This is a genomic window from Herbaspirillum lusitanum P6-12 (assembly GCF_000256565.1).
GTDB lineage: Bacteria > Pseudomonadota > Gammaproteobacteria > Burkholderiales > Burkholderiaceae_D > Herbaspirillum > Herbaspirillum lusitanum.
Genome location: NZ_AJHH01000009.1, coordinates 1 through 9,803, shown reverse-complemented (window position 1 = coordinate 9,803; position 9,803 = coordinate 1). Strand labels below are relative to the sequence as shown.

General features: G+C 61.9%; 8 protein-coding genes and 1 pseudogene. 8 read left to right on the top strand and 1 reads right to left on the bottom strand.

Features of this window, described 5'->3' with window-relative positions; genetic code table 11:
• Positions 1–181 precede the first annotated feature (181 nt).
• On the bottom strand, positions 182–1,195 hold the full coding sequence (locus tag HLUSI_RS0100340) for a LacI family DNA-binding transcriptional regulator (RefSeq protein WP_016832061.1): 1,014 nt from the start codon (positions 1,193–1,195) through the stop codon (positions 182–184).
• Between the two features lie 312 nt (positions 1,196–1,507).
• Here HLUSI_RS0100340 and HLUSI_RS0100335 point away from each other — a divergent pair, with 312 nt between their 5' ends.
• From HLUSI_RS0100335 to HLUSI_RS0100300, 8 genes and pseudogenes are all read left to right on the top strand, one after another.
• Positions 1,508–2,107, top strand: coding sequence for a DUF1120 domain-containing protein (locus HLUSI_RS0100335; protein ID WP_016832060.1), 600 nt, complete (start codon positions 1,508–1,510; stop codon positions 2,105–2,107).
• Between the two features lie 163 nt (positions 2,108–2,270).
• Entirely contained in the window at positions 2,271–4,916 is a 2,646-nt protein-coding gene (gene leuS / locus HLUSI_RS0100330) for a leucine--tRNA ligase (protein ID WP_016832059.1), read from the top strand.
• A gap of 49 nt (positions 4,917–4,965) precedes the next feature.
• Entirely contained in the window at positions 4,966–5,505 is a 540-nt protein-coding gene (locus HLUSI_RS0100325) for an LPS-assembly lipoprotein LptE (protein ID WP_016832058.1), read from the top strand.
• A 3-nt stretch (positions 5,506–5,508) separates the two neighbouring features.
• A complete protein-coding gene (gene holA, locus HLUSI_RS0100320) occupies positions 5,509–6,528 on the top strand; it encodes a DNA polymerase III subunit delta (RefSeq protein ID WP_016832057.1) in 1,020 nt (339 codons plus the stop codon).
• Positions 6,529–6,572: 44 nt separating this feature from the next.
• Positions 6,573–7,834, top strand: a pseudogene (locus HLUSI_RS26280) (glutamate-5-semialdehyde dehydrogenase).
• A 42-nt stretch (positions 7,835–7,876) separates the two neighbouring features.
• A complete protein-coding gene (locus tag HLUSI_RS0100310; protein WP_016832056.1) occupies positions 7,877–8,299 on the top strand; it encodes a CopD family protein in 423 nt (140 codons plus the stop codon).
• 34 nt (positions 8,300–8,333) lie between these two features.
• Positions 8,334–8,939, top strand: coding sequence for a 2-hydroxychromene-2-carboxylate isomerase (locus HLUSI_RS0100305; protein ID WP_016832055.1), 606 nt, complete (start codon positions 8,334–8,336; stop codon positions 8,937–8,939).
• A 169-nt stretch (positions 8,940–9,108) separates the two neighbouring features.
• Positions 9,109–9,803: THUMP domain-containing class I SAM-dependent RNA methyltransferase (locus tag HLUSI_RS0100300; protein ID WP_016832054.1), on the top strand; the 695-nt coding region annotated here is incomplete at its 3' end.

Here is a 9,803-nt window from a genome sequence, read left to right as displayed (position 1 = left end):
GGAGGGCAGTTGTAGCAGATGACGTTTTGCGCCGCGGCCGCGGCGCTGAACGAAGCGGTAAGACCTGCGAAAGCGGCGGCTGCCGCCACCGTCTGGAGAATCCGGGACAAACGTGGATGTGAGCGCATGTCGTTTCCTTTCTATTGCTGTTGATGTGAACGAGTAAAAATCTAAAGAAGCGTCAGGAGAAAACCCGCACCGTGCCGCCGTGGCGGATCGTGTGCGCAAGTGTTTGCGAGACCGGACCGGCGCTGCCTTCGGCCTGTCCGATGGCGGCCACCAGCGTACGCAGGGCGACTTCGCCGATCTGTTCGGACGGCTGCACGGCGCTGGCCAGCACCGGCGACATCATCTCGCCCAGCGGGATGCCGTCGAAACCCATGACGGAGATGTCTTCCGGCACGCGCAAACCCAGTGCGCGCAGATCGCGCATCGCCGCCAGTGCGAGCAGGTCGTTGGAGCAGAACAGCGCGGTCGGACGTTGACGCGGATCGGCCATCATCTGCTGGTAATCCGCCGCGGCGGTGAGGGTGTGGCGCTCGACCTCGATGACCGCCATGGGCGCGAGACCGGCGGCGCGCATGGCGTCGAGATAGCCGTGGTAGCGCTGGATGGCGCGGTCGGACGCATTGAATTGACCGGCAAGCATCCGGATGCGCGTATGGCCGAGTGCAATCAGGTGCGCCACGGCATCATGCGCGGCGGCGCGGTTGTCGACCGAGACCGACAGGCGCGAAGCCTGCTGCGGCTGGTTGTAGGTCAATACGTAAGGAATGCCTTCACGGTCGAGCACATCCAGCGTGCCGCTGGCGCTGGCGTCGGCAACGGTCAGGATGACGCCGTCGACGCGATGGCTGAGCAAGAGGTTGACCGCCGCCGCTTCGTCTTCCTGGCGGTATTCGGTGGCCGTGAACATCACCGAGTAATCGAGCGCCCGCGCCGCCAGTTCGATGCCCTGCAGGCATTGTGCGAACACCGTGTTGGACAGCGTCGGCACCACCACGCCCACCGTACGCGAACGTCCCGCACGCAAGTTGCGGCCGTTGAAATTGGGGCGAAAACCGAGCGCGGCAATCGCCTCATTGATCTTGCCGGCCGTGTCGGAACTGACCGATTCCGGCTTGTTGAGCAGGCGCGACACCGTCGCGGTGGACACGCCGGCTTGCAGGGCGACTTGTTTGATGGAAGGCGGCACGATGATGGATGGCTGGTTGGCGAAGATGGGATCGCATGAAAACGATTACATCGTGCCAGCGCATTGTTACCGGCCTATGACCATCCAAACAATTTTTGTATTACATCAGCGCGCGACTTCCGTATTTAAATAGAAATATTGCAATTCATTAACGCGCTATTTTTGAGAGTTTTCTTATATAAATCCGAGGAACTTTGCTTCAGAATAGTCTTGCCGTCTGCGCACCATCCCGCCTGCAGACTGCTTTTCCAGAGAGGCTTCATGAGACCCCCTTTCCGCCCCCTTGCGTTTTCTGCCTTTGCATCCCTGCTATTGAGCGCAGCCGCAGGCGTCCACGCCGCCGATACCGCAGAACTGGTGGTCAAGGGCACGATCCGCCCTTCCGCCTGCCTGGCCAGCTTTCCCGGCAACAGCGTGATCGATTTCGGCACCATCAAATCGGATCCGCACCTGAAAGAACGCTTCAAGGACCTGCCTTCGCAGCGCGTGGACATGCGCATTTCCTGCGACGGCCCCACCAAGATCGCCGTCAAGGCGGTCGACAATCGCGAAGCCACGCGTGAGAAGGATATTCCCGGCATCGACGCCGGCGACAACTTCGGCCTGGGCCTGTATCGCGGCAAAAGCATCGGCGGCTATGCCGTGCGCTTCGGCACGGCAGTCGCGGACGGCCAATCGGTCGGCATTCTGGGTCGCCCCAACGGCAGCGCCGCCTGGCGCAGCAGCCCCCTGCGCGGCCTGCGCCAGGACGGCAGCCAGATATCGTTTGGCGCCGGCAACACGCCGGTGGCCTTCAGCGAACTGGTCGCCGGCCTCGACATCAGCGCCAAACTGAGCCGCGTGGCCTACCAGTTGCTGGCCGACGACATCCAGCTGGACGGTTCGATCAGCATTGAGATGCTTTATCTCTGAATCAGCCCGCCGGATCCCCGACGCCGCTCCGGCTTCAAGTGGGGCGGTTTTTTATTTCCCTCGTGCAATTCATGGTCGGATTGACATCGACACAGAACTAGGTCTCCCCTCTGGCGAGCCGGTATAATGCCGGGTTTCGATCTTTCCTTTGCCTCAACCCGACATGCAAGATAAATACAGCCCAGCAGAAGTAGAACAATCCGCGCAACAACACTGGATCGCGACCGACGCGTACAAGACCGTCGAGCACGCCAAGGACAAGCACGGCCGCGACAAGAAGAAGTTCTATGCCTGCTCCATGCTGCCTTACCCATCGGGCAAGCTGCACATGGGCCACGTCCGCAATTACACGATCAACGACGTGATGTATCGCTATCTGCGCATGAGCGGCTACAACGTGTTGATGCCGATGGGCTGGGACGCGTTCGGCATGCCTGCCGAGAACGCCGCAATGGCCAACGGCGTGCCGCCGGCGCAATGGACTTACTCGAACATCGAGTACATGAAGAAGCAGATGGCTTCCATGGGTCTGGCGATCGACTGGTCGCGCGAGATGACGGCCTGCTCGCCCGAGTATTACAAGTGGAACCAGTGGATGTTCCTGAAGATGCTCGAGAAGGGCATCATCTACAAGAAGACCGGCACCGTGAACTGGGATCCGATCGACCAGACCGTGCTGGCCAACGAACAGGTCATCGACGGCAAAGGCTGGCGCTCGGGCGCGGTCATCGAGAAGCGTGAAATCCCGATGTACTACGCCAAGATCACCGACTACGCCGAGGAGCTGCTGGAACACGTCGAAACCAAGCTGCCGGGCTGGCCGGAACGCGTGCGCCTGATGCAGGCCAACTGGATCGGCAAGTCGACCGGGGTGCGCTTCGCCTTCCCGCATGACATTAAAGACGACGGCAAGCTGATCAACGACGGCAAGCTGTGGGTCTTCACCACGCGCGCCGACACCGTCATGGGCGTGACCTTCTGCGCCGTGGCGCCGGAACATGCGCTGGCAAGCTTCGCCGCGAAGAACAATCCTGCGCTGCAAGACTTCATCGCCGAATGCAAGAAGGGCAGCGTCATCGAAGCCGACATGGCGACGATGGAAAAGAAGGGCATGCCGACCGGCCTGTTCGTCACGCATCCATTGACCGGCGCGCAAGTCGAAGTGTGGGTCGGCAACTACGTGCTGATCACCTACGGCGACGGCGCCGTGATGGGCGTGCCTGCGCATGACGAGCGCGACTTCGCCTTCGCCAAGAAATACAATCTGGCGATCAGGCAGGTCGTCGCCGTCGAAGGCAAGACCTACTCCACCGACGCGTGGGAAGAATGGTACGGCGACAAGGAAGGCGGCAAGACCGTCGACTCCGGCAAATACGACGGCCTCGGCTATCAGGCTGCAGTCGATGCGGTCGCCGCCGACCTGGCCGCCAAGGGCCTGGGCGAAAAGAAAGTCACCTTCCGCCTGCGCGACTGGGGTATTTCGCGCCAGCGTTACTGGGGCACGCCAATCCCGATCATCCACTGCGCCGATTGCGGCGACGTGCCGGTGCCGGAAAAAGACCTGCCGGTGGTGCTGCCGGAAGACTGCGTGCCGGACGGCAGCGGCAATCCGCTCAACAAGCATGAAAAATTCCTGCACGTCGATTGCCCGAGCTGCGGCAAGCCGGCGCGCCGCGAGACCGACACGATGGACACCTTCGTCGACTCCTCGTGGTACTACATGCGCTACACATCACCGCAGAGCAATGATGCGATGGTCGATTCGCGCAACGATTACTGGATGCCGATGGACCAGTACATCGGCGGCATCGAGCACGCCGTGTTGCACTTGCTGTATGCACGCTTCTGGACCAAGGTCATGCGCGACTTCGGCCTGGTGAAATTCGACGAGCCGTTCACCAACCTGCTCACGCAAGGCATGGTGCTCAACGAGACCTACTATCGCGAAGACGCCGCCGGCAAGAAGACCTGGATCAATCCGGCCGACGTCGAACTGACCCATGACGACAAGGGTCGTCCGGTCACCGCCATCCTCAAGGAAGACGGCCAGCCGGTCATCATCGGCGGCACCGAGAAGATGTCGAAGTCGAAGAACAACGGCATCGACCCGCAAGCGCAGATCGACCAGTACGGCGCCGACACCGCGCGCCTGTTCACCATGTTCGCTTCGCCGCCGGAACAGACTCTGGAATGGTCGGGCACCGGCGTCGAAGGCGCCAACCGTTTCCTGCGCCGCGTCTGGGCATTTGCCCATAACAACGCTGCGCGCATCGAAGGCGCCGCTGCGGTAGATGCATCGCAACTGACCGACGCGCTGAAGACGCTGCGCCGCGAAGTGCACAAGATCCTGCAACAAGCCGATCATGACCTGAAGCGCATCCAGTACAACACGGTCGTATCGGCCTGCATGAAGATGCTCAACACGCTCGAGGCCGCCAAGCTGGAAGACAGCCCGGTCGCCAACGCCGTGCTGGCCGAATGCACCTCGATCTTCCTGCGCATCCTCAATCCGATCACACCGCACATCACGCACGCGCTGTGGCAGGAACTGGGCTTCGCCAAGCAACAGGGCGACATCCTCGACGCCGACTGGCCGCAAGTCGATGCCGCCGCGCTGGAACAAAGCGAGATCGAAATGATGATCCAGGTCAACGGCAAACTGCGCGGCAGCATCACCGTCGCCAAGGATGCCGACAAGGCCAGCATCGAAGCGGCCGCGCTGGCCAATGAAAGCGTGCAGAAATTCCTGACCGGCGCGCCGAAGAAAATCATCGTCGTCCCCGGCAAGCTGATCAACATCGTTGCCTGATGCTTCTACGCCGATTCATTCGCTCACGAACCTGACCACGGACACACACATGCCATTTCAACTCCACCAACGCAAAGTACTGCAATGGTTCCTGATGCTGCTGGCAGCGGTCATGCTCAGCGCCTGCGGCTTTCACATGCGCGGGCCGGCGAATCTGCCGTTCAAGACGATTTACCTCGGCTTTGCGGACAACTCGCAACTGGGCACGGAACTCAAGCGCTACATCCGCGCCAGCGGTGCTGAAGTGGTGTCCGACCAGGCGGAAGCGGAAGCCGTGCTGCAAGTGCTCGCCGACGCCCGTGAAAAGAAGATCCTGACCCTGAACACCAACGGCCGCGTACGCGAATACTCGCTGTACCAACGCTTCAGCTTTCTGGTCAAGGACAACAAGGGCGGCATCCTGATTCCGCCGGCCGACATCACGCTCAAGCGCGACATCACCTACGACGAAAACCAGGAGCTGGCCAAGCAGGCTGAAGAAGTGCTGCTGTACCGCGACATGCAGAGCGACCTGGTGCAGCAGATCCTGCGCCGCCTGTCCGCCAGCAAAACCGCCACGGCGGGCACGGCAGACGCCGTCAAGGAATAATCGATGCAACTGCGGCTGGACGCGCTCGACACCCATCTGACGAAATCGCTGTCGTCGCTGTACGTCATCGCCAGCGACGAACATCTGCTGGCGCTGGAAGCCGCCGACAAGATCCGCAAGACCGCGCGCGCCAACGGCTATACCGAGCGCGACGTCCTGGTGGTCGAACGCAGCTTCAAATGGGGCGAACTGCTCGCCGCCAACCAGTCGCAATCGCTGTTCGGCGACAAGAAACTGATCGAGCTGCGCATCCCCACCGGCAAACCCGGCAAGGACGGCGGCCAGGCGCTGCAGGAATATGCCGCCAACCTGAACCCCGACAACCTGACCATCATCAGCCTGCCCAAGCTCGACTGGGCGACGGCCAAGGCAGCTTGGGTCGGCACCTTGCAGCAGGCCGGCGTGTACATCGACATCCCGCTGGTCGAGCGCGCGCATCTTCCCGGCTGGATCGGCAACCGGCTCGCGGTCCAGCAACAGAGTGCAGATCGCCAGTGCATGGATTTCATCGCCGACCGAGTTGAAGGCAACCTGCTCGCCGCGCATCAGGAAATCCAGAAGCTCGGCCTGCTCTACCCGACCGGCAAGCTGACGTTTGAACAGGTGCACGACGCCGTGCTGAACGTCGCGCGCTACGATGTCTTCAAGCTCAACGAAGCGATGCTGTCGGGCGACGCCGCCCGCCTCATGCGCATGATGGATGGGCTCAAGGGCGAAGGCGAAGCGCTGCCGCTGGTGCTGTGGGCCGTGGCCGAAGAAGTGCGCACGCTGCTCAAGCTCAAATCCGGCGTCTCGCAAGGCAAGCAGCTCGGCATGCTGCTCAAGGAATACCGCATCTGGGGTCCGCGCGAAAAACTGATGGACCCGGCGCTGCGCCGCATCAGCCTGGCGACGCTGCAGACCGCGTTGCAGGAAGCCGCGCAGATCGACAAGATGGTCAAGGGCTTGCGCGCCAAGGCCTTCTCGGGCGACGCCTGGGATGCGTTGGCGCAGCTCGGGCTCAAAGTCGCGCGCGGCTATTGAAGGCAATGAAGGCCACCGAAGAATACTCAAGCTTAAAATTTACCATGACGCTCAACATCGAACACTACATGAACGACATCGGCCAGCGCGCCCGCAAGGCATCGCGCGCCATGGCCCGTGCCGACACGGCGGCGAAGAACCGTGCGCTGGCGCTGATCGCCACGGCCATCCGCCGCGACGCCGACACGCTGCGCGCCGCCAACCAGCAAGACCTGGCCGCCGCCCGCGCCAATGGTTTGTCGGACGCCATGCTGGATCGCCTGACGCTGTCCGACAAAGCCATCGCCACCATGGCCGAAGGCCTGGAACAGATCGTCGCCCTGCCCGATCCGATTGGTGAAATCTCCAACATGAAGTACCGTCCGACCGGCATCCAGGTCGGCCAGATGCGCGTGCCGCTGGGCGTCATCGGCATCATCTACGAAGCCCGTCCGAACGTCACGGTGGACGCCGCCGGCCTGTGCATCAAGAGCGGCAACGCCACGATCCTGCGCGGCGGCTCCGAAGCGATCCACTGCAACCAGGCGCTGGCAAAGCTGGTCAAGGAAGGCCTGGCCGGCGCCGGTTTGCCCGAAGACGCCGTGCAAGTGGTCGAGACCACCGACCGCGCGCGCTGATCACCATGACCGAGTACGTCGACGTCATCGTGCCGCGCGGCGGCAAGGGACTGATCGAACGCCTGATCAAGGAATCCAAGGTGCCGATGATCAAGCACCTGGACGGCATCTGCCACGTCTACATCGACGACAAGGCCGAGCTGCAAAAAGCGCTGGACGTCGCCTTCAACGCCAAGTGCCATCGCTACGGCACCTGCAACACCATGGAAACCTTGCTGGTGGCGCGCGCCGTCGCCGCCGAGGTGCTGCCGAAGCTGGCGGAGCTGTACCGCGCCAAGGACGTCGAACTGCGCGGCGATGCCGAAAGCCGTCGCATCCTGGCCGGCTATCCGCTGCTGAAGGAAGCCGTGGAAGAAGACTGGAGCACCGAATACCTGGCGCCGATCCTGTCCGTCAAGATCGTCGCCGGCATGGATGAAGCGATCGACCACATCAACACGTACTCGTCACAACATACTGACGCCATCGTTACCGAAGATTACACGCGCGCCATGCGTTTCCTGCGCGAAGTGGATTCGGCCTCGGTGATGGTCAATGCATCGACGCGTTTTGCCGACGGCTTCGAATACGGCCTCGGCGCCGAGATCGGCATCTCCAACGACAAGCTGCACGCGCGCGGCCCGGTCGGGCTGGAAGGCCTGACTTCGCTCAAGTATGTAGTGCTGGGGCAAGGGCAAGTGCGTCAGTAAGCCGTCTCTTTACCCTGAACAGTCAATCGCCAAAGGAATCGCATGCTCTGGATCAAAGCCCTGCACATCGTATTCATCGCCTCGTGGTTCGCCGGCCTGTTTTACCTGCCGCGCATCTTCGTCAACCTGGCGCAGGAAACCGAGACCGTCGCCAAAGAGCGCCTGCTCGGCATGGCGCGCCGCCTGTACCGTTTCACCACTGTGCTGGCGATTCCTGCCATCGCGCTGGGCTTGTACCTGTATCTGGTCATCGGCATCGGCAAAGGCCCCGGCAACGGCTGGATGCATGCCAAGCTGGCGCTGGTGATTCTGGTGATCGGCTACCACCACGCCTGCGGTTCGCTGCTCAAGAAGTTTGAAAATGGCAAAAACCAGCGCAGCCACAAGTGGTTCCGCTGGTTCAATGAAGTCCCGGTATTATTGTTGCTGGCCATTGTGATTCTGGTCGTTGTGAAACCTTTCTGATCCATCCCCGATCTATTTTTTTACGGAGTCCTTCATGGGCAAAGTATGTGAATACTTCTTCGCGCCGCACTCTCCTTTCGCCTATCTGGGACATGCGCGTTTCGTCGCTCTGGCCAGGCAGTACGACGTCCAGGTCGTGCTCAAGCCGTTCGACCTGAGCAAGATTTTCGGCCAGTCCGGCGGCTTGCCGCTGGCCAAGCGCGCACCGCAGCGCCAGGCGTACCGCCTCAAGGAACTGGAACGCTGGAGCAAATTCCTCGGCTTGCCGATGAACCTGCAGCCGACCTACTTCCCGGTGCAAAGCGACGTCGCCGCGCGCCTGATCATCGCCACGCAACTGGCGCACGGCACCAGTGCCGCGCTCGATCTGACCGGCGCCGTGATGCGCGCGATCTGGGAAGAAGAAAAGAACATCGCCGATGCCGACACGCTGCTGGCGATCGCCAACGGCCTCGGCCACGACGGCGCCAGCCTGCTGAAGTCGGCGGAAACCGCCAGCGTGCAGGCCGAGTTCGACCGTTTCAGCGAAGAAGCCACCACCGCCAATGTATTCGGCGCGCCGTGGTTCATCGTGGACGGCGAAGGTTACTGGGGCCAGGACCGTCTCGATTTCGTCGAACGCGCGTTTGCAGGAAAGTAATTTGCAGTCGTAGTCATCGCAGTAAAGATTCGTCATTCCCGCGCAAGCGGGAATCCGGCGGCGTCGATAGCAAGATGCCGTCAACGCCGCCGGAAGAAACACCCACGACATGACATCAGGTCATGTCGCGCACCAGGCATCAACCCCCAACGGACAAAAGGTACCCCTCATGAGCACCAACTATTCCTATTTCTGCCCTTGCCCGCGCGGCCTCGAAACTGCCCTCGCGGAAGAACTCAACGAAATCGCCCAGCTGGCCGGCCCCGACGCCAACCTGAAGGTGCACACGCAGGTTCCCGGCGGCGTGCATTGCTCCGGCAGCATGATCGGCGCCTATCAGCTCAACCTGCGCTCGCGCATCGCCAGCCGCGTGCTACTGCGCCTGGCGCACGGTTCCTACAAGAACGAAAACGACATCTACGACATGACCCTCGAGCAGGAATGGGAAAACTGGTTCGAGGTGTCGCACACGATTCGCGTCGATGTCACCGCGGTCAAGTCGCCGCTGCGCAGCCTCGAGTTCGCCACGCTGAAAATCAAGGATGCCATCTGCGACCGTTTCCGCGAACGTTTCGATGAGCGTCCGTCGGTGAATACCAAGACGCCGGACATGCGCATCTCGGGCTTCCTCGACGCGCACACCTTCACCCTCTATATCGACACCTCCGGCGAAGCGCTGTTCAAGCGCGGCTGGCGCGACGACACCGGCGAAGCGCCGCTGCGCGAAAACCTTGCAGCCGGCCTGCTGCGCACCAGCGGCTGGAAGCCGGGCATGGTGCTGTTCGACCCGATGTGCGGCTCCGGCACCATCCTGGCTGAAGCGGCGCAAATGCCGCGCGCGCGCGCGCGCGCGCGCGCGCGCGC